This is a genomic window from Streptomyces sp. NPDC030245, assembly GCF_055572995.1.
Genome location: NZ_JBVICF010000014.1, coordinates 161,522 through 179,083, shown reverse-complemented (window position 1 = coordinate 179,083; position 17,562 = coordinate 161,522). Strand labels below are relative to the sequence as shown.

General features: G+C 71.6%; 25 protein-coding genes. 13 read left to right on the top strand and 12 right to left on the bottom strand.

Annotation, left to right across the window (positions count from 1 at the left end):
* Positions 1 to 34: 34 nt before the first annotated feature.
* Together ACZ4Z4_RS32505 and ACZ4Z4_RS32500 are read right to left on the bottom strand one after the other, a co-directional pair.
* Positions 35 to 1,147: a hypothetical protein gene (locus ACZ4Z4_RS32505; protein ID WP_468335374.1), complete on the bottom strand. Its 1,113-nt coding sequence runs from the start codon at positions 1,145 to 1,147 to the stop codon at positions 35 to 37.
* A gap of 70 nt (positions 1,148 to 1,217) precedes the next feature.
* The gene (locus ACZ4Z4_RS32500; RefSeq protein ID WP_468335371.1) at positions 1,218 to 1,763 is read right to left on the bottom strand and encodes a hypothetical protein; all 546 of its coding nucleotides are present in this window, start codon (positions 1,761 to 1,763) and stop codon (positions 1,218 to 1,220) included.
* Positions 1,764 to 1,790: 27 nt separating this feature from the next.
* Between ACZ4Z4_RS32500 and ACZ4Z4_RS32495 the strand changes: the two genes are divergently transcribed.
* Positions 1,791 to 2,369, top strand: coding sequence for a hypothetical protein (locus ACZ4Z4_RS32495; RefSeq protein ID WP_468335368.1), 579 nt, complete (start codon positions 1,791 to 1,793; stop codon positions 2,367 to 2,369).
* Between the two features lie 62 nt (positions 2,370 to 2,431).
* On the opposite strand, the gene ACZ4Z4_RS32490 is transcribed toward ACZ4Z4_RS32495, so the two are convergent.
* The 7 genes from ACZ4Z4_RS32490 to ACZ4Z4_RS32460 all read right to left on the bottom strand — a co-directional run bounded on the left by ACZ4Z4_RS32490 (position 2,432) and on the right by ACZ4Z4_RS32460 (position 5,698).
* Positions 2,432 to 2,788, bottom strand: coding sequence for a hypothetical protein (locus tag ACZ4Z4_RS32490; protein WP_468335570.1), 357 nt, complete (start codon positions 2,786 to 2,788; stop codon positions 2,432 to 2,434).
* A 65-nt stretch (positions 2,789 to 2,853) separates the two neighbouring features.
* A complete protein-coding gene (locus tag ACZ4Z4_RS32485) occupies positions 2,854 to 3,144 on the bottom strand; it encodes a hypothetical protein (RefSeq protein ID WP_468335366.1) in 291 nt (96 codons plus the stop codon).
* 146 nt (positions 3,145 to 3,290) lie between these two features.
* Positions 3,291 to 3,872 (bottom strand): phage tail tube protein, encoded by a 582-nt coding sequence (locus tag ACZ4Z4_RS32480; protein ID WP_468335363.1) that lies wholly within the window; start codon positions 3,870 to 3,872, stop codon positions 3,291 to 3,293.
* A 135-nt stretch (positions 3,873 to 4,007) separates the two neighbouring features.
* The gene (locus tag ACZ4Z4_RS32475) at positions 4,008 to 4,409 is read right to left on the bottom strand and encodes a hypothetical protein (RefSeq protein WP_362992010.1); all 402 of its coding nucleotides are present in this window, start codon (positions 4,407 to 4,409) and stop codon (positions 4,008 to 4,010) included.
* Between the two features lie 247 nt (positions 4,410 to 4,656).
* Positions 4,657 to 4,848, bottom strand: coding sequence for a helix-turn-helix domain-containing protein (locus tag ACZ4Z4_RS32470; protein WP_468335360.1), 192 nt, complete (start codon positions 4,846 to 4,848; stop codon positions 4,657 to 4,659).
* Positions 4,845 to 5,411: a hypothetical protein gene (locus tag ACZ4Z4_RS32465; protein WP_468335357.1), complete on the bottom strand. Its 567-nt coding sequence runs from the start codon at positions 5,409 to 5,411 to the stop codon at positions 4,845 to 4,847. Before ACZ4Z4_RS32465 ends, ACZ4Z4_RS32470 begins: the two co-directional genes overlap by 4 nt.
* A complete protein-coding gene (locus tag ACZ4Z4_RS32460; protein ID WP_468335567.1) occupies positions 5,411 to 5,698 on the bottom strand; it encodes a WhiB family transcriptional regulator in 288 nt (95 codons plus the stop codon). The genes ACZ4Z4_RS32465 and ACZ4Z4_RS32460 overlap by 1 nt, the downstream gene beginning before the upstream one ends.
* A 475-nt stretch (positions 5,699 to 6,173) precedes the next feature.
* Here ACZ4Z4_RS32460 and ACZ4Z4_RS32455 point away from each other — a divergent pair, with 475 nt between their 5' ends.
* The 5 genes from ACZ4Z4_RS32455 to ACZ4Z4_RS32435 all read left to right on the top strand — a co-directional run bounded on the left by ACZ4Z4_RS32455 (position 6,174) and on the right by ACZ4Z4_RS32435 (position 10,639).
* On the top strand, positions 6,174 to 6,530 hold the full coding sequence (locus tag ACZ4Z4_RS32455) for a helix-turn-helix domain-containing protein (RefSeq protein WP_468335564.1): 357 nt from the start codon (positions 6,174 to 6,176) through the stop codon (positions 6,528 to 6,530).
* Between the two features lie 53 nt (positions 6,531 to 6,583).
* Positions 6,584 to 7,324 (top strand): hypothetical protein, encoded by a 741-nt coding sequence (locus ACZ4Z4_RS32450; protein WP_468335354.1) that lies wholly within the window; start codon positions 6,584 to 6,586, stop codon positions 7,322 to 7,324.
* Positions 7,325 to 7,442: 118 nt separating this feature from the next.
* Positions 7,443 to 8,897: an FG-GAP-like repeat-containing protein gene (locus ACZ4Z4_RS32445; protein ID WP_468335351.1), complete on the top strand. Its 1,455-nt coding sequence runs from the start codon at positions 7,443 to 7,445 to the stop codon at positions 8,895 to 8,897.
* Between the two features lie 133 nt (positions 8,898 to 9,030).
* On the top strand, positions 9,031 to 9,900 hold the full coding sequence (locus tag ACZ4Z4_RS32440) for a hypothetical protein (protein WP_468335348.1): 870 nt from the start codon (positions 9,031 to 9,033) through the stop codon (positions 9,898 to 9,900).
* On the top strand, positions 9,836 to 10,639 hold the full coding sequence (locus ACZ4Z4_RS32435; protein ID WP_468335345.1) for an ankyrin repeat domain-containing protein: 804 nt from the start codon (positions 9,836 to 9,838) through the stop codon (positions 10,637 to 10,639). The genes ACZ4Z4_RS32440 and ACZ4Z4_RS32435 overlap by 65 nt, the downstream gene beginning before the upstream one ends.
* Here ACZ4Z4_RS32435 and ACZ4Z4_RS32430 read toward each other — a convergent pair.
* Positions 10,626 to 11,204: a GNAT family N-acetyltransferase gene (locus ACZ4Z4_RS32430; protein WP_468335342.1), complete on the bottom strand. Its 579-nt coding sequence runs from the start codon at positions 11,202 to 11,204 to the stop codon at positions 10,626 to 10,628. The genes ACZ4Z4_RS32435 and ACZ4Z4_RS32430 overlap by 14 nt on opposite strands.
* A gap of 78 nt (positions 11,205 to 11,282) precedes the next feature.
* Entirely contained in the window at positions 11,283 to 12,884 is a 1,602-nt protein-coding gene (locus ACZ4Z4_RS32425; RefSeq protein ID WP_468335339.1) for an ABC-F family ATP-binding cassette domain-containing protein, read from the bottom strand.
* A 198-nt stretch (positions 12,885 to 13,082) separates the two neighbouring features.
* Here ACZ4Z4_RS32425 and ACZ4Z4_RS32420 point away from each other — a divergent pair, with 198 nt between their 5' ends.
* The 5 genes from ACZ4Z4_RS32420 to ACZ4Z4_RS32400 all read left to right on the top strand — a co-directional run bounded on the left by ACZ4Z4_RS32420 (position 13,083) and on the right by ACZ4Z4_RS32400 (position 15,831).
* Positions 13,083 to 13,670: an HhH-GPD-type base excision DNA repair protein gene (locus ACZ4Z4_RS32420; protein WP_468335336.1), complete on the top strand. Its 588-nt coding sequence runs from the start codon at positions 13,083 to 13,085 to the stop codon at positions 13,668 to 13,670.
* A gap of 99 nt (positions 13,671 to 13,769) precedes the next feature.
* The gene (locus ACZ4Z4_RS32415; RefSeq protein ID WP_468335333.1) at positions 13,770 to 14,099 is read left to right on the top strand and encodes a hypothetical protein; all 330 of its coding nucleotides are present in this window, start codon (positions 13,770 to 13,772) and stop codon (positions 14,097 to 14,099) included.
* Between the two features lie 66 nt (positions 14,100 to 14,165).
* Complete coding sequence (locus ACZ4Z4_RS32410; protein WP_468335330.1) at positions 14,166 to 14,327, top strand: hypothetical protein; 162 nt, start codon at positions 14,166 to 14,168, stop codon at positions 14,325 to 14,327.
* Positions 14,328 to 14,751: 424 nt separating this feature from the next.
* Positions 14,752 to 15,048, top strand: coding sequence for a type II toxin-antitoxin system VapB family antitoxin (locus ACZ4Z4_RS32405; RefSeq protein WP_003955420.1), 297 nt, complete (start codon positions 14,752 to 14,754; stop codon positions 15,046 to 15,048).
* Between the two features lie 135 nt (positions 15,049 to 15,183).
* Entirely contained in the window at positions 15,184 to 15,831 is a 648-nt protein-coding gene (locus ACZ4Z4_RS32400) for a LytR C-terminal domain-containing protein (protein ID WP_468335327.1), read from the top strand.
* A gap of 27 nt (positions 15,832 to 15,858) precedes the next feature.
* On the opposite strand, the gene upp is transcribed toward ACZ4Z4_RS32400, so the two are convergent.
* Positions 15,859 to 16,494, bottom strand: a complete 636-nt coding sequence (gene upp, locus ACZ4Z4_RS32395) for a uracil phosphoribosyltransferase (RefSeq protein WP_468335324.1) — start codon at positions 16,492 to 16,494, stop codon at positions 15,859 to 15,861.
* A gap of 111 nt (positions 16,495 to 16,605) precedes the next feature.
* On the opposite strand from upp, the gene ACZ4Z4_RS32390 reads away from it, so the two are divergent.
* Positions 16,606 to 16,788 (top strand): hypothetical protein, encoded by a 183-nt coding sequence (locus ACZ4Z4_RS32390; RefSeq protein ID WP_468335321.1) that lies wholly within the window; start codon positions 16,606 to 16,608, stop codon positions 16,786 to 16,788.
* Positions 16,789 to 16,991: 203 nt separating this feature from the next.
* Positions 16,992 to 17,546: a tRNA adenosine deaminase-associated protein gene (locus ACZ4Z4_RS32385; protein WP_468335318.1), complete on the top strand. Its 555-nt coding sequence runs from the start codon at positions 16,992 to 16,994 to the stop codon at positions 17,544 to 17,546.
* Positions 17,547 to 17,562: the final 16 nt, after the last annotated feature.

Here is a 17,562-nt window from a genome sequence, read left to right as displayed (position 1 = left end):
CTCTGCCGGTGGCTGGCGGGACGGGAGGCGGCGGCTAGCGGCGGGCGAGGGCGCGCTGTCCGGCGAAGACGGCGCGGGCGATGGTCTGCGAGTCGACGTCGACGTGTACGGGGCGCTCCGCGAGCCGCTCCATGGCCACGGCGAGGCGGCGCAGGGCGGCGCTGTTGCCCCCGCCGCGGCTGAGCATGCGCTCCAGCTTGGAGAGCGGGATAACGGCCTCGGACTCGCCGGCCTCGCCGATGAGGGCGAGGGTGCCGCCGTTGCGGGCCTGGACGACACCGCCCTGGGCGAGGTGCGGGACGGGCACGTGCAGCCGCGGGAAGCCGAAGGACTTCCCACCCCACTTCGGCACCCAGCTGGGGATGGACACCTTGATGTTGCCGAGGACGCCGAACACGCCGTTCAGGGCGGTGGCCAGGCCCTTGATGGGGGTGAGGATGAGGTTCCCGAGCCCCTTCACCAGCGGCTTGATGAAGTCGACGGCGGCGCGGGTGCCGGACTTGATGCCACGCCACGCGGCGTCCATGCCGCGCTTGAGGGCCGCGGTGACCTTGTCCATGTTCACGAACTGGGCGATCAGCGGGGCGGCGAGCGTCATGATCAGCCCGAAGGGGCTGGCCGCCATGGCGAGGTTGAGGCCCCGCTGGGCGGTGCTCGCGCCCTTGAGCCCCTTGCCGAGGCCGTTCATGGACTTCCCGCCCTTGTCGGCGTTCTTGCCGGCCTTGCCGACGGACTTCTCCACGGCGTCGGCCTGGCGCTTCACGTCGCGCAGGGCGTTCTTGGTCCGGTCGGCGGAGCCGCGCAGCTTGTCGAGCGAGCTCTTGAACTTGTCGGACCCTTTCCGGGCCGTGGAGAGGGCGCCGTCGGCGCTGCGGAGGCCGGTGTTCAGTTTCCGTACGGCGCCGTCGCCGTTGCCGGCGGACGTACGGAGCTTGCCGAGGGCGGTGGCGGCGGTACCGGTCGACTTGCCGAGTTTGCCGACGGCGGTGGAGGCGGTGCCGCTCACTTTCCCCAGTTTGCCGACGGGGTTGTCGGCGGAGCCGGTCGACTTGCCCAACTTGCCGACCTGGGCGGCGGCTTGGCCCGCTGCCGTACGCATGCGGCCGAGCTGTGTGGCCGCGTTTCCTATGGACTTGTTCAATGCCATGGGTGACTACTCCTCCGGATGTCTGCCCCTTTGGGTGTCCGCTTTGGGTTTCCGCTCCTTGCGCGCCGGGTCAGAAGCGGGCATTGAGCCGGGCGATCTCGTCTTCCAGCGCCTGAACGGTGACCGTGGCCTGGCGGGCCTCGCGGTTCAGCGCGTTGACCTGACTGCTCCGAAGCCCTTCGAGCTGACTGTCGTGCCGGTCGGCGGTCTGCCGGAGGGCAGAGATGTCGGCCTTGCGGGCGATCTTCCGGTTCAGTTCGGTGGAGAGCTCGGTGATGCGCCGGTCGGCGCGGTCCCTTCCTTCAGTGGCCAGCTGCTTTACGGCTTCGATGCGCTCATCGAGTTGATACGGAAGCTGCCTCGAATTCTTGAGGTCGCGCTTTTCCTTCTCGGCGCGCATGTCGTATTCGAAGTTCCACAGCTTCACGCCGCCCGAGAGGACGGTGGCCTCACCTGAAATACCGGTCAGTGTGGCGGCGGTGCCCGTCGCCGCCCCCGCCGCTCCGACGGTTTCACCTTTGGCCCAACCATGCTCGAACTTTGTCGTAAACTCCTGGACTTGGTTCTCAAGTGCTGTGAGCCTGTCCTTGATCGGCTTCACTTCGCCTTCACTCACGCGGCATTCCTCCTGAAAGGTTCTCGAATGTCCAATGATTCAGCGGCGCACTTCTCCGGACGCGGAAAGGACGAGTTCGACATACCGGCCCCCCTCTCCGGAAGAACCCTGCTCGCCGAGGCGTGGGGCAGGGTTTTTGGGCAGGGGTTCTCCATCCACGGCGACCGCACGGAGGGCGGGATCACCCGTCGGGAACTCGTCGGTGAATCAGGGTGGGGAAACGATAAAGCTCACCTTGTGATACCCGCCGGCTATGACCGGCTCTCCATATCCAAGGGAGTCAGCAAGCCCGGGCGTTGGAACGTGTCACTCGGGCAACTTTCGGACGCACCCAAGCTTGCCACTGAGAATGCGGGATCCACTTCCCGCGTCTACGCCTATCACGGGGAAAAGGTCGAGGCACAGGTCGATTTTGAGGGTCACGGCGCTGTGTATCTCTACGACTTCGCCTGGCAAGAGGAACGGAAGCTGATCGAGCACAGTGCCACATTCCGCGGCACGATCGTGATCCCGGGCCCCGGGCTCGTCGCAGTGAGCGGTGGCCACGGTGGGGCGTCGCGGTGGGGCTCTTTGCCCAAGTGGACGATGCGTCTGCGTCAGGGGTGATCGGCCGGTCCGGGGTCAGTCGGGGACATGGAACCCGTCGCCGGTGCGATGTCCGGGGGAGGTCAGGAGAAGAAAGCCGCCAGCTGTTCCGGGGAGGGCATGGGCTGGTCGGGGGTGGGGGCGGGGGGCTGCTCGGGGTTATGGGGCTCGGTGTCCGGTGGGCGGGGCGTGCCGGGGCGTGGGAGGGGTTTCGGCGGGTCCAGGGGGTCCGCTTCCTCGTCCCGGTTGACCGTCGCGAACATCCAGTTCCCGTCCGCCAGTTGGTCCACCACGTGCGCCAGCAGATAGTCGCCGACCGACCACTCCGCCGCCTCGCCCTCCGTCTCCCTGGCCACCGCCCCCTCCCGCGGAAGGTGGCGGATCAGGACCGCGAGGCGGCGGGAGGAGAGGCTTCCGCGGTGCCAGTCCAGGAGGTCCAGACCGTAGAAGCGGAGCAGATCGGCTTCCAGGGCCTCGGCGTGTTCCTCCACGAACACGCCGAGGCTCAGCCTTCCCCCAGGCCGAGCCCGGTCTCCTTGCCGTACGCCTCCAGGATCGCCGCGATGTCCTGCATCGTGACCTCGTGCCGCTCGAAGCGGGCGTACTGCTGCTCCCCCAGGAGGAGTTCGAGCAGGCCGTCGACGTCGTTGTCGTCGAGGTCACGGAGCTTGCGGGCGGTGGTGCGGGTCAGTTCGGTCGGCAGCTCGAAGCTGTCGGAGTCGAGCTCGAAGGTCCAGGACCGGCCGAGCGCTTCGAGGCGCTGGGCACGGGCGGCGTTGACGTTGAAGCCGGACACGGGTCTCTCCTTCGGCAGGGCGACGCCCGGCCGTGCTGGGGGCACGGGCCGGGCGTCGCTCGGATCCTAGACGGTCGCGCGCAAGCGCAACCGGCGATTTTGCGCAATCAATCAAAGGGCCGGCAAGGCGAGTTCGCCTTGGTGGCTTACGAGTACGACGTGGCCAGTTCCTTGATGCGGAAGCTCGCCAGCGGCGCGTTGTCGTCCTTGGCGAGGGCCGTGAAGGTCACGCCCAGCTTGACCGCGCCGGTGCGGGTCATCGCGATCTCCTCGGTCTCGGTGACCTGCCCGCGCGGGATCACGAAGCGGTACTTGGCCGAGCCGTCCGTGAACTCGATGCCGAGCGCGCGCTCGTCGGGCATCGGGCTGTTGGCCAGGTCGTACGTGAACTCCTTGAGGTCACCGACCGCCGTGCCGACCTTGACGTCGCCGCCGCCCATGAAGAAGGACAGGGTGTCCTTGTTCATCTGAAGGAGCTGGAACTTCACGGTCAGGTCGCGGTCGGAGTAGATGAACCGCGCCGGGCTCACCGACTGCCAGGTGTCGACCGGGTCGATCTTGTCCTTCTTGTTGAACTTGATGCCGTCGGTCGTGGTGTAACCGAGGTCGGTCCACTTGGTGGTGTCCCAGTCGACGGTGGCGCTGGCCGGGGCGTCGGTGCCGGCCGGCGCGATGAGGACGCGTCCGCTGCCGGCGACGCGGATCTGCTTGCCGTTGTTGCCTGCCATGAGTACTCCTCGGGTGGTTGTGGTGCGTGTGGTGGTGGCCGTCGGGGCGGTTCCGTCCCGGGGCCGGGTACGACGAAGGCCCCGCCGTGGTCGGCAGGGCCTGGCTGTGCGCGAGGGAAGCGCGGGGTGCGGCGGCTACGCGGGACGGACGGAGATCCGTACCGTCGACAGGTAGCGGCTGCCCGCCGGGCGGTTGTAGTCGGGCAGCCAGCGCGGCCCGTCCGCCTCGGTGACGTCGGTGACGACGGCCCCGCCGTACGAGGTGCCGGTCAGTTCGAGCACACAGGCACGGGCGGCGAGGGAGATGCCGTGCGCGGTGGACTTGTCCGGACCGTAGACCTCGATGTCGAGCAGCGGCTGGTCGAGATGCTTGTCGTCGATCCACGCACCGCCGACGCGGGAGACGAGGACGGCCTTCTGGGTGCCGTCGAACCCAGCGGGCGGCTTGTTGTCGACGACCGAACCGGCGAGCTCCGCACGGTTCTTGAGGAAGTCGACGACGAGCCGTTCCGCGTCGGGGAAGGTCAGGATGGACACATGGACACTCCCTGTCGTGAGGAGGGGCCGCAGGAGTGGAGCTGCTGCGGGCAACACAAAGCGGCAGGTCCGCCGCCCCCGGTGGGGGGCGCAGCTCTGCCGCTGCTTCAAGTGTGATCCAGGGGTCCGTATCCCGCAACCGGAGTAGTGGCGGGGCGGGTTGGGCCTGGTGGGAGTGGGTCGGACGTACGCGAAGAGGGCCCCGCACCACTCGGTGCGGGGCCCTCTTCTTCGTGCACGACTACCGCTACGGCCGTGTCCCTCGTACCCCTCGGACGAACCGTTCGGCGGCGAACACGTCCTCCAGGCGGTACATCGCCCGCCGCCCCTGCCGGCCCGCGGCCTTCAGGTGGCCGAGCTGGACCCACTTGCGGATGGTGGCGGGCGAGACGTCGGCCTCGGCGGCGGCGAGGTCACCCGAGATCAGCGGTGTGTTCATGCCGTCTCCTCCTCGGTCTCGTCGTCGGTCACGTCGCCGGTCTCGTCGCCGGTCACGTCCTCTTCCAGTTCGTGGCGGCAGGGCGGGTTCACGCACATCGCGACCCCGCGTTCGGGAAACGCGCGCAGCGACACGGAGCCGCAGGCGGGGCAGCGGCCGGGGAGCCGGACCAGCTGCTCGGGGTCCCCGAGGGCGCGGGCGCAGCGCCGGGACATGCGGCGCGTCTCCTCCTCGACGTGGGCCGCCAGGTCGGGCACGTCCCGTACCGCGTCGAGGAGTTCGGCGATCCTGCGCAGGCGGACCGGCACCGGGGCGGTGGCGATGCGGCGCAGGCCGAGCCGGTCCCGTACGGCCTCCTCCAGTTCGACCACGCCGTCGCCGATGTCGCGGAGGGCGTCGGAGACGTAGAGGCGGACCGGGGCGACGGCGGACGCGGCCGGGCCGCCGCCCCGCACCTCGCGGAACGTCCGTCCCGTGCCGGGCGCCAGCTCCTCCAGGAGCAGGGGGTACCGGCGCCGCAGGGAGTCGAGCCAGAGTGCCGCGCGTTCGACAGCGGTGCGCATCACGGCCTCCCTGCGGCGGACTTGCGCGGCTTGACCTCGCGGCCGTTGCGCCAGAGGCGCCCGCCGCTGACCCCGTCGAACCACGTGTGCGACGGATCGACGATGGCCTCGCACTCGCGCCGGATGGGGCACTGATTGCAGGCGCGCAATACCGGCGCCGCCTCGGCGGGGGTACGAGTGAAGACGTACTGCTGTGGGAGATCCACGCAGGCGGCGTTTCGGCGCCAGTCGAGAGCTTCGCCCGAACGTTCCCCGGTGTCCTGTGTGTCGGGAAACGCGCTGTTCAGAGCAGGTGCGAGGAGAACAGTCCGATGAGACATGCGCAGCCCCTCCAGCGGGTATGCGAACATTAGTTCGAAGTCGTGGATGCGTGATCAGAGTTCCACGCTGCGTGCGCATGCGCAACTAAAAACTGGAGGTGCGGGACTGAGAAGGGAGCTGGATGGGGCCCGAGGTGGCTGAAATGGCGCGCCTGCGCGGGATCTTCACAACAACGTGCGAGCGCGCACATATTTCGGTGCGCGCGCGATCGGTACGCTCCCCCTGCGACGAGGGGAGAGCGACGACATGGTGTCCAGCTCACGGGCCAGCGCCCGCAGCGACCAGGTGTACCGACCCGGGCCCGGCCCCGGACCCGGTGCCGGCCACGGCCCGGGACAAGGCCGGGAGAGCAACAGAGAGGGCAGCAGGGAGAGCAGCAGAGAGAGTGGCCGGAACCGAGCGGACGAACTGGAGGAGTTCGCCGAGTGGATCGAGGGCGTGATGCGCGAGCGCGGCTACGACATCGACAGCCCGCGCGGCGGCGGCAAGTCGAAGCTGGCGGACGACGCCGGCGTCCACCGGGCCGCGGTCAGCCGCCTCATCCAGCGGCAGAGCATGCCCGACCTGGAGACGATGCGACGCCTGGCGACGGTGCTCGGGGTGCCCTTGCGGGACATGCTGATCCGCTCCGGCCGGCTGTCCGAGAACGACCTGCCGGTCGCGGCCGCCCGGGGCGGTGACACCGACGCCCCCCGACTGCTCAGCCCCGAGGAAGCAGCCCGGAAAATGGGGGTGCCTCCGGAGCTTCAGGCGGTCTTCGTGCGAGTCACGAAGGCGTTCCTGCCGCAGGTCGAGTAGGCGAACAGCAGAGGACGACTTACGCAGCCCGGGGGCGCAGAGGGAGTGCGAACATGCCGACTGACGAAGCGGAGGGGCCATCCGGAGGCGCGGGTCGTCGCGGAGCGGGACACCACGGTGGGGGGCACCACGGTGCGGGAAGCCATGGTTCCGGACACCACGACATCGCGAGTGAGACGACCGCGGCGGAGGAGCTGGCCTTCCTCGTCGGCGGGCTGCTGATCGAACTCGGTTCGAAGATCCAGGAGGCCGGGATCGACGGCGTACGGATCCTCACCGAGGAGGAGGCGCAGCAGACCCAGTTGCGTTGGTTCCGCGAAGGCTGGGTGGAGCACGCCCGCGCGACGGAGCACGCACGGGCGGCCGATGCCGAGCCCGGCGACACGGCCGGGGCAGGGCCCGGGTGCGGGGCCGGGGAGGCGGCCGGCCACGCCGAGACGGATGCCTGTACCGGTGCGGTGACCGATACGCGTAGCGGTGCGGTGACCAATGCCCGTACCGGTACTGATGTACGTACCGCTACCCGCACCGACGCCGGGACCGACACCGCCACCGATACCCACACCCACGCGAATGCCGACGCCGATGCCAATGCCGGCGCGAGGCCGTCACCCTCCTCCTCCGCCCGGCTCCTCCACTTCCCCGCGGGCCCCCGAGGCCCCCACCCCCTCCCCATCGTGGGCACGGACGAGGCGCGCGGGACGCGGGACCTGATGGCGCACCGGCCGCGCAGGCGCCGCGAGGACGCCTCGAAGCGGCAGCGCCCGGCGCCCGGCCCCGACGACCAGGACTGATCCTTCTCTCACTCCCTCCCCCCTCGTACAACCTCCGCGCCCCCACGAAGGTCTCCTGTGCGCCGAAGCGCCACGCTCAAGGGCCCATCGGCACCCTTTTCGACACCAGGAGTACCGCATGCCCAAGATGTTCCGTACGGTCCTGGCCGGTGCCGCCACGGCCGCCCTGACCGGATCCCTGCTCGCCGTCGCGTCGGCGCCGGCCGGGGCCGCGCCCGCCGACAGGCCGGACGAGGTACGCGCCGACTTCAACGGCGACGGCTACGGAGACCTCGCGATCTCCGCGCCCCTCGGCACCGTCTCGGGCAAGTCCAACGCCGGTTACGTCGCCGTCGTGTACGGCACCGTGAGCGGCCTCGACACCACCAAGCGCACCCTGATCAGCCAGGCCACCACCGGCATACCCGGCACCCCGGAGAGCGGTGACCACTTCGGGGACCGGATGACCACCGGCGACCTCGACAACGACGGTTACACGGACCTGGTCGTCGGCGTGCACGCGGAACGCATCGGCAGCACCGACGAGTTCGGCGCGCTCACCGTGGTCTGGGGCGGTGCGGACGGCCTGAAGACGGGGACCGACATCTCCTCGCCCCTGCCCGACAACCGCAATGAGCTCGGCTGGTCCGTCGCCACCGGCGACTTCGACGGCGACGGCGTGACCGACCTCGCGGCCGCCAACAACTCCATGCCGGAGCTGAACATCTTCAAGGGACCCGTCTCCCGTACCGGCAAGGCGGCGGCGCTCACCGGCATCGACACGTCCGAGCAGACCGGTGTCGACACGGAGTCCATCGTCACCGGCGACGTCAACGGCGACGCCGCCACCGACCTGCTGATCATGGGGATGGAGGCGAGCGGCGACAGTTACCGCACCCGCAGCGCCCTCTACCTGGGCGGTACGACGCCGAAGCCGGCCGGCAAGGTCGCGGGCGGCTACGCCGCGACGATCGCCGACGTGAACAAGGACGGCTACGGCGACATCGTCACCGGCAACTTCATGGAGAAGTCGGCCGACGAGCCGAACGGCGGACCCGGCGGCGCGGTCACCGTGACGTACGGCAGCGCGACCGGTCCGAGCACCCGCACCCCGGTCCGCATCACCCAGGACACGGCGGGCGTCCCCGGCGCCGCGGAGAAGGGCGACGCCTTCGGCCGGAGCCTGGCCGCGGGCGACACCAACGGCGACGGTTACGCGGACATCGCGGTCGGCGTGCCCTCCGAGACGCTGGGCAGCGCGAAGCAGGCCGGTACGGTCGTCGTCCTGCGCGGCTCGGCGAGCGGCCTGACCGGCACGGGCGCGAAGGCGTTCTCGCAGAGCACCGAGGGCGTGCCCGGCACCGCCGAGTCCCAGGACTTCTTCGGCGCTTCGGTGGGCCTCGCGGACGCCGACGGCAACGGCCGCGCCGAGCTCGTGGCGGGCGCGTACGGCGAGAACGACGGCGCCGGTTCGGTCTGGCTCTTCAAGACCACCGCGTCCGGCACCACCGCGACCGGCGCCAAGTCGGTCAGCGGCCCGGGACTCGGCGGCCCGGCGGGCCTCTCGTACTTCGGCGACGTGCTCGAAGGCTGACGGCCCACCGCACCGCTCACTGCGCTGACCACCGCACTGTCCTTGGCTGTCACGTATCCTCCCCATTTTGTTCGGACAACTCTGTTCGGACAACTCTGTTCGGACAACGCAGGACGAAGGGGATGGGGAGCCGGTGTCGCTGGTCTCGCGCCTGGCCGGCCGGTGCGGGGACGCGCTGCTCCGGGAGTGGCGGAACGTCGTCGCGGCGCCGTTCCGCACGCTCCGGGAGCGCGGCCCCCTGGGCGTCTCACTGGCCGTCCTCGCCACCCTCGCCGTGATCGGCCTGCACGAGTTCCAGCAGACCGGCACGGGTGCCGGTGTGGTGCGTGTGGTCAGTGAGGTGCGGGCGGACCAGCCCCTGTGGCTCTCCCTGCTCCGTACGCCCGTCTCCGTGTTCGTGCCCGCGGTGGACCTGCCCGCGTGGGGCGGGCTGCCCCGGCTGTTCCTGGCGTTCGCGCTCGCCGAGCTGGTCTTCGGGCGCGTCCGCACGCTGGCGGTGGCGTACGCCGTCACGCTCGCCGGGACCCTCTCGGCGCGCCTGATGATCGCCCTGGGGCCCGACCGGCTCGGGCTGCCCGCCGACGCCGCGCACACGGTGGACACCGGTGCCTCCGCGGCGATCGTCGGCCTCTTCGCCTACACGGCCGTGGCGCTGCGGGCGCCGGTCCTCTTCCTCGCCGCCGTGGTCCCGACGGTGGCCGGTTCGCTGGCCGAGCCGAACCTCGCGGGCCGCGAACACCTGGTCGCCGTGGCCGCCGCGGTGCTCCTCGCCGCCGTCCTGCACCGCCGGGGAACCAGCCGTTGTCAGTGCCCGCTGACACAATCGACGGCAGTCGATCAGAGGGTCCGACATCACAGGGTCGGGCATCAGAAGGCCAGGCATCAGAAGGCCGGGCATCAGAAGGCCGGGCATCAGAGGGTCGGGCAGGAGGCCGGACATGGGAGTTCTCGACGCGGAGGACCCGCTGGCCGTCGCGGTGACCGGAGCGATCCGTTCCGGTGATGTGAGCGCCCTGCGGCGGCTCCTCGACGCGCATCCAGGTCTCGCCACCGCAGGAATCAGGCAGGAGGGCGAGGCCGCGGGCACCCGCAGCCTGCTGCACCTCGCCACGGACTGGCCGGGGCACTTTCCCGCCGGACCCGAGGTCATCGCTCTCCTGGTCGCGGCGGGCGCCGACCCCGACGCCCGGTTCGTCGGGGCGCACGGCGAGACTCCCCTGCACTGGGCCGCGAGCAACGACGACGTCGCGGCGCTCGACGCCCTCGTCGCGGCGGGCGCGGACATCGAGGCGGCCGGGGCCGTGACCGCGGGCGGCACACCGCTGGCCGACGCGCGCGCGTTCGGGCAGTGGCGCGCGGCCCGGCGGCTCCTGGAGCACGGGGCGCGGACGACCTTGCAGGACGCGGCGACGCTCGGCCTTCTCGACCGCGTGCGGGCCCTCGTCGAAGGCGTCCCCGACGCCGATGCCGATGCCGACGACATCACCAGCGCCTTCTGGGGCGCCTGCCACGGCGGCCGCTTGGCCACCGCACGCTATCTGGCGGAGCGGGGAGCCGACCTCGACTGGATCGGATACGACGGCATGACACCGCTGGACATCGCCACCGAGTCCGCGTCCGGCGCCGGGCCCGAGTCCGGGTCCGGGTCCGAGTCCGGGTCCGAGCCCGATGCCGACGATGTCGTGCGGTGGCTGCGTGCCCAAGGCGCGAGACACCGCAGCGAGTTGCCTACGGCGACGTAGGCCGCGGCTCCGCTTCCGTCGGCGCCGCGTAACAGCGCAGAGTGACCCGCTGCCCCGGACCCCACTCCTGCTCGACCACGGACAGCAGCTGCCACCCCATGCGTTCGTAGAGCACGGTGGCCGACGTGTCGGTGGAGACGACGTCCAGGACCGGATGCAGCCCGCGCGCCCGCGCCTCCCGCGCGGCCCGCCCCATCAGCAGGGCGCCGATGCCGTGCCCGCGCGCGTCCGGCGCGACGAAGAGGCGGCCGACGACCGCCGCCCCGCCGCTTCCCCTGCCCGTGCGCTCGCCCCACAGGCCGGGCGCCTCGTCGCCCTCCCCCGGGCGGGCGAGCCCGACATGCCCGACGACCCGCCCGTCCAACTCGGCCACCCAGGCTCCGAGCGAACCGGTCCCCTCCAGCCAGTCGGCGGGCCGCGCGGGCCAGTTGACCGGGTAGCCGTCCGTCTTGTGCACGCCCGCGAGCACACCGACGCACGCCTCCAGGTCGCGCTGGCCGGCCCGTTCCCGGACCCGGAGCACCGGATGGCCGTCGGCCGCGTCCGCGGCACGGTCTCGCTTCATCGCAGCATCGAACCACAGCGGCCGGTACGGCACGGGCGTCATTTCCAAGTCATGGCCCGCCCGGGGGTGTTGGTCCGCTCAGACCGGCGTGACCAGCTCCATGTAGTCGGGGCTCCACAGGTCCTCGTCGCCGTCCGGCAGCAGCAGCACCCGGTCCGGACGCAGCGCGTCGATCGCGCCCTCGTCGTGCGTGACCATCACGACGGCCCCCGGGTAGGTGCCGACGGCGGCGAGCACCTCGTCCCGCGACGCCGGGTCGAGGTTGTTCGTCGGCTCGTCGAGCAGCAGGACGTTCGCGCCCGAGTGGACGAGCCCGGCCAGCGCGAGCCGCGTCTTCTCACCGCCGGAGAGGACCGCGGCGGGCTTGTCCGCGTCGTCCCCGCCGAACAGGAACGACCCCAGCACGCGCCGCGCCTCCCCGTCCGTCAGCTGCGGCGCCGCGGCCGCGAGGTTCTCCCGTACGGTCCTCGCCCCGTCCAGCGTGTCGTGCTCCTGCGCGAAGTACCCGAGCCGCAGCCCAGGTCCTGCGACGACCCGCCCGGAGTCCGGGAGTTCACGCCCGGCCAGCAGCCGGAGCAGCGTCGTCTTCCCCGCGCCGTTGAGCCCGAGCACGACGAGCCTGCTGCCCCGGTCGACCGCCAGGTCGACCCCCGTGAGGACGCGGTGCGATCCGTACGACTTGGTCAGCGCGACCGCGCCGAGCGGCATCCGGCCGCACGGCGCGGGCTCGGGCAGCCGGATCCGCGCCACCTTCTCGCCCCGCCGTACCGGCTCCGTCCCCGCGAGCAGCCGCGTCGCCCGCCGGTCCATGTTCTTCGCGGCGGTGGCCGTGGCCACGTGGGAGCGCATCTTGTCGGCCTGGGCGCGCAGCGACGCCGCTTTCCGTTCGGCGTTGGCGCGCTCCCTCGTACGCCGCCGCTCGTCCGCCGCGCGCTGCGCGAGATAGGTGTGCCAGCCGGTGTTGTGCACGTCGACGGCCGCGCGCCGCGGGTCCAGGTGGAAGACGCGGTTGACCGTGTCGGCGAGCAGCCCGGTGTCGTGGCTGATGAGAACGAGGCCGCCCGGATACTCCGCGAGGTAGCCGCGCAGCCAGGCCACCGAGTCGGCGTCGAGGTGGTTGGTCGGCTCGTCGAGGAGCAGGGTGTCGTGCCGCGAGAACAGGATCCGCGCGAGTTCTACGCGGCGCCGCTGGCCGCCCGACAGGTCGCCCACGGGCTGGTGCAGGGCGCGCTCGGGCAGCCCGAGTCCGGCGGCGACGCGTGCGGCCTCCGCCTCCGCGGCGTAACCGCCGCGCGCCTGGAACCGGTCGTCGGCGCGGGCGTACGCGGCCATGGCCCGCTCCTGCGCGGCGGGACTGTCGGCCGCCGCCATCGCGGCCTCGGCGGTCCGCAGCGCGGTGACCGCCTCGTCCAGGCCGCGCGCGGACAGGATGCGGTCGGTGACGGTGGTGGCGGGGTCGGCGGCGCCCGGGTCCTGGGCGAGGTGGCCGACGGATCCCGCGCGGGTGACGGTGCCCTTAGCCGGGGCCGCCAGGCCCGCGAGGATCTTCATCAGGGTGGTCTTGCCGGCGCCGTTGCGGCCGACCAGGCCGACGCGGTCGCCGGGGGCGATGTGGAAGGAGACGCCCGACAGCAGCAGGCGGGCACCGGCGCGCACGTCGGCGCCTCGAACGGTGATCATGAGGTAACGCTCCGCAACAGCGAATGGACACACGGGTGACGTGGAGGCGTGTGTCCTGGCTAGGAGATGCGGGGCGTAGACATGCCTGCCACGCTAACGAACCCCCCGAGGCGCCCGCATCCGTATTTCCGCGCGCGCGACCGACCCCGCCCTTTCCGCCGCCCTGCGACGGCTGCGCCCGCGAGGGATCATCGAGCCATGGACGTGACCCTTCACCTCGCACAGGAGCCGGCCGCCGACGAGCTCCTCGGCCGCAGTCCGCTGGCAGCGCTGGTCGGCATGCTCCTGGACCAGCAGGTCCCCATGGAGTGGGCGTTCGCGGGGCCGCACACGATCGCCGTGCGCCTGGGGGCGGACGACCTGGACGCCCATGAGATCGCGGCGTACGACCCCGAGGCCTTCGCCGCGATCCTCTCCACGAAACCGGCCGTGCACCGCTATCCGGGCTCGATGGCCAAGCGGATCCAGCAGCTCTGCCAGTACCTGGTCGACCACTACGACGGCGACCCCACGGCCCTCTGGCAGGACGCCGCCACCGGGGACGAACTCCTGAAGCGCCTGAACGACCTCCCCGGCTTCGGAAAGCAGAAGGCCCAGATCTTCCTCGCCCTCCTCGGCAAGCAGCTGGGCGTACGCCCCGAGGGCTGGCGCGAGGCCGCCGGCGACTACGGCGCCCCCGAGGCGTACCGCTCGGTCGCGGACATCACGGGTCCGGAATCCCTGAAGAAGGTCCGCGCGCACAAACAGGAAATGAAGGCCGCGGCGAAGTCCGCGAAGACTAAGTAGCCCCACGGACGCCTTGAGGTCCGCGGCCGTCGTAGCCCAAGCGAGCGGATCTCGGCGTACGACGGTCCGTGCGCGGCGCGGACGGGGGACATGCCCTGCATGAGCGTTCCGGATCCGCCACGTCTGCGCCCCACGTGGCCCCGCGCACTGCTCGCCCTCCTCGCGCTCCTCCTCGCCGCGCTCGCCACCGCCCCCGCCGCCCAGGCGGCCCCGCCTCCCCCGGCCGCCCTCGCCGCGGAGACCGGCGGCGAGGCCCAGCCGGACGCCACCGAGGCGGCGCTGCGTCTCCCCACCCGGCACGCCACGCGCCTGCCCACCGCGCGCCCCCACGCCCCGGCCCCCGCCGGGCGCGGCACGCCACCCGCCCCGCGCCCCCGCGGCCTCCATCCCCACGTCCCGACCCCGCGCACCGCGGTCCTGCGCTGCTGACAGGAAGGCACACGCCTTCCCACCCCCAACCAGCACCAGCACCGGCGCAAATCGAAGGACGCTCCCATGCCCATGGACCCCTACGCGGCCCTGCAAGCCCTCCTCCGCGCGGAAGCCGCGCGCACCGCACCCCCCGAACCCGCCCACCGCCCCGCACCCGCCGAGCAGGACGAAGACCACCGCGTCCGGCAGGACCCGCAGCAGCACCGGCACTCCAGCGACGCCTGACCGGCCCGGCGACGGCCCGGCCACGGCCCGGCGCAGACGCTCACGGCACCCCGCCGGTCACCGTCTGCGCCGGGCCGTCCCGAACACCGAGCGCGAGATCTCCCGGCCGAGCTGCGCGCGGGGCCGGTGAAGGCGTATCCGGCGGCGATCTCCGAGGCCTCGTCCGGCGGTGCGGCCCCGGCGTCGGCGCTTCCGGCCGCCCCCTCGGAATCTTCGCTTCCGCTCGGCCTTCCCCCGGTCGGCCCAGACTCGTTCGGGCGGTTCGCACGGCCCGGCTTGGACGGAATCGGCTGGCTCTCGCTCACTTCGGCCCCTGTTCCGGCTGACGTGTTTCCGTTTTGAGCCGATTTAAGGCGGCATTTCCCAGGGTCGCACTCGGTCGCCATGGCTGCGCCCGGAGAGCCTTGCCCGGTAGGCTTTCCGTGTGATCTTCAAGCGCATCGGAAACGGCCGGCCGTACCCCGACCACGGCCGGGAAAGCACCCGGCAGTGGGCGGACGTCGCGCCGCGCCCGGTCCGCCTCGATCAGCTCGTCACCACCAAGGGCCAGCTGGATCTGGAGACCCTCCTCGCCGAGGACTCGACCTTCTACGGCGACCTCTTCGCGCACGTCGTGAAGTGGCAGGGCGACCTCTATCTGGAGGACGGGCTGCACCGCGCGGTCCGCGCCGCGCTCCAGCAGCGCCAGGTCCTCCACGCCCGCGTGCTCGAACTGGGCTGACACCCGCACCGGACCGGCACACCCGTACCTCCGTCCGAGCGGCCCCCGGCGCCGCATTGGCCCTTTCGGGTGCCCTGAGCACCGGGCAATGATCATTTAGTAGGCATCGCCGCCCCGCCGCACTACGCTGCGCCCATGAGCATGCTCACTCCCCCCGACATGGGCGGCCCGTACCGCATCACGGGGGACAAGTACCCACGGATGCGCCGCCCGAGCGGTCGCCGCAGGATCGCGGTCGCGGTCGCCGCGGCCACCGTCGTGGTGGGGCTGATCGGCTGGGGCACCTTGCAGCTCATCAATGTCTTCACCGGGGGCGACAAGGCGTCGGCCACCGCCCGCGCGAGCGGCGACTGCGACCGCGCGCCGGCCGGCCCCGCCCGCGCCGCGAAGCCGAAGCCGCTGCCCCGCCCCGGCCAGATCACGGTCAACGTCTTCAACGCCACGCCCCGCGCCGGCCTCGCCAAGAACACCGCCGACGAGCTCAAGAAGCGCGGCTTCACCATCGGCAAGGTCGGCAACGCGACGAAGGAGTACGACAAGAAGGTCAAGGGCACCGGGCTGCTGCTCGGCGCCGCGGCGGCCGCCGATACCGCGTTCCCGGTCCTCGGCACGCAGCTCGCCGACGCCGAGCGCAAGGCCGACGGCCGCAAGGGCGGCGAGGTCGACCTGGTCATCGGCGCCCGGTTCAAGAACCTGGCAAAAAAGGAGGACGCCGACAAGGCCCTGGCCGCACTGGCCAAGCCCGAGCCGACGTCCAAGCCGTCCGGCAGGAAGAACTGCTAGCCGGATACCGGCCGCGGGACCGCGGAGCTACTCCGCCGTCCCGTACATTCGGTCGCCCGCGTCGCCGAGGCCCGGCACGATGTAGCCCTGCTCGTTGAGCCGCTCGTCGACCGAGGCCGTCACGACCGTCACCGGCGTCCCCGCCAGCTCGCGCTCCATGATCTCGACACCCTCGGGGGCGGCGAGGAGCACCACGGCGGTCACGTCGTCGGCGCCGCGCTTGATGAGCTCCCGGATCGCCGCGACGAGCGTGCCGCCCGTGGCGAGCATCGGGTCCAGGACGTACACCTGACGCCCGGAGAGGTCCTCCGGCATGCGCGTCGCGTACGTGGAGGCCTCCAGGGTCTCCTCGTTGCGGATCATGCCGAGGAAGCCGACCTCGGCGGTCGGCAGGAGCCGGACCATGCCGTCGAGCATGCCGAGACCGGCACGGAGGATCGGCACCACCAGCGGGCGCGGGTGCGACAGCTTGACGCCCGTCGTCCGCGTCACGGGGGTGTCGATGTCGACCTGCTCGGTGCGCACGTCCCGGGTGGCCTCGTACGCGAGCAGGGTGACCAGCTCGTCGGCGAGGCGCCGGAAGGTCGGGGAGTCGGTGCGCTTGTCGCGCAGCGTGGTGAGTTTGTGCGCCACCAGCGGGTGGTCGACGACGTGGATCCGCATGGCATCAACAGTAACCGGGCGCGGAGCCGCTCCCTCCTCGCCCGCACCTCACCGGCACCTCACGGGCATCAATGCGGCCGACGGAGGGAAGGTGGGGACGTACGGACTGAGGTGGTGTGGCCCATGGTGGAGCGCAAGCCGGACGACGAGACCGACGCCGAGCGGCGCAGACGCCGCGCCCAGTTCCTGCGCGAACGCGCCGAGGCCATCGAGCTCCGCGACCGGGTGAAGCCGCGCCGCGCCCGGGCGGCACGCATGCGACAGCAGATGCGCATGCGTACGTTCCGCTGGTAGCCGCCCGCCCGGCGACGGGCCCGTGGGAGCCGGGGAAGAACGCGACGCGGAACACAGCGGCCGGAAGACCTCTCCTGACGGCGCCGTTTCTGCCACGATTCCGAATGGGCGGGGCTTGGCACCAGCACTCCCCGCTCCCCGACCTCGCCGGGGGGACCCCAAACCGCCAACCGGCACTGCCTATGACCAGTGGGAGAGTCACGGTGTACTTCGCCGCACTGCTCGCGCGCACCGAAGACGGGTGGGAAGCGAGCGACACGGAGCTCGACGATGTGGAGACCCTGTCGGATCTGGCCGACCTGGCCCGTGAAGCCACAGCCGATTACGACGACGACACAGTGCTCGTCTTCATCGAACAGGAAGACGCGTGGTTCGGCGTCGTCCGCGTGGACGGGGAGGAAGACCCCCGTATCTACGTCTCGGACGCGGCCGCGGCCGCCCGCAGCTCGTACGGGGAGATCCTGCTCACCGCCGAGATGCTCGGCCGCGACCCCGACGACGAGGGGGCCGTCGACCTGGACGCCCTCGACCTCGACGGCACGGAGGACGGCGAACCGGAGGCGTCCGACGCCGAGCCGGACGCCGACGACGACGCACCCGGCACCTCGGGAGTGCCGTCCGGGCCGCTCGGGGACACGGAGATCCTCGCCGACCTCGGTGTGCCGGAGAAGGATCTGCTCGGTCTGGAGGCCGGCGACGCGCTCAACGACATCGCCGACGTCCTCGGCGCGGCGGAGGTGCTCGAGACCGTCCGCTAGGTTCCCCGTGTGACCG